This window comes from Chryseobacterium sp. SIMBA_038 (assembly GCF_046535115.1).
Lineage (GTDB): Bacteria > Bacteroidota > Bacteroidia > Flavobacteriales > Weeksellaceae > Chryseobacterium.
This window is the reverse complement of sequence record NZ_JAWRXH010000079.1, coordinates 1-319: the sequence shown is the minus strand read 5'-3', so window position 1 is coordinate 319 and position 319 is coordinate 1. Positions and strand designations below refer to the sequence as shown.

Genomic DNA, 319 nt, shown 5'->3' with positions numbered 1-319 from the left:
ACTCAAGTAAATCAGTTATAATTTCTTCAGGAAACCTAAATTTTAGAATCTTAGCAGGTATACCTCCTACTATTGCATATGGTGGTACATCTTTGTTTACAAAACTTAAGGCGGCTACGATGGAGCCATGCCCTATTGTTATTCCTGATTTTATTACACTTTTAGCACCTATCCAAACATCATGACCAATAATTGTATCTCTATCATATTCATACTTTACCTTTCTCTTAAAACTTGTATCTTCATGTCCTCTCATTAAAGTATTACTATACTGTATATTTGATGTCGATAAAAAACTAATAGGATGAGCAGCAGCTCC

1 protein-coding gene is annotated in these 319 nt (G+C 33.2%); it reads right to left on the bottom strand.

Annotated elements, in window-relative coordinates; translation table 11 throughout:
- A partial coding sequence (locus SB689_RS22810) for a DapH/DapD/GlmU-related protein (protein ID WP_410694351.1) occupies nt 1-319 on the bottom strand: 319 nt, incomplete at both ends.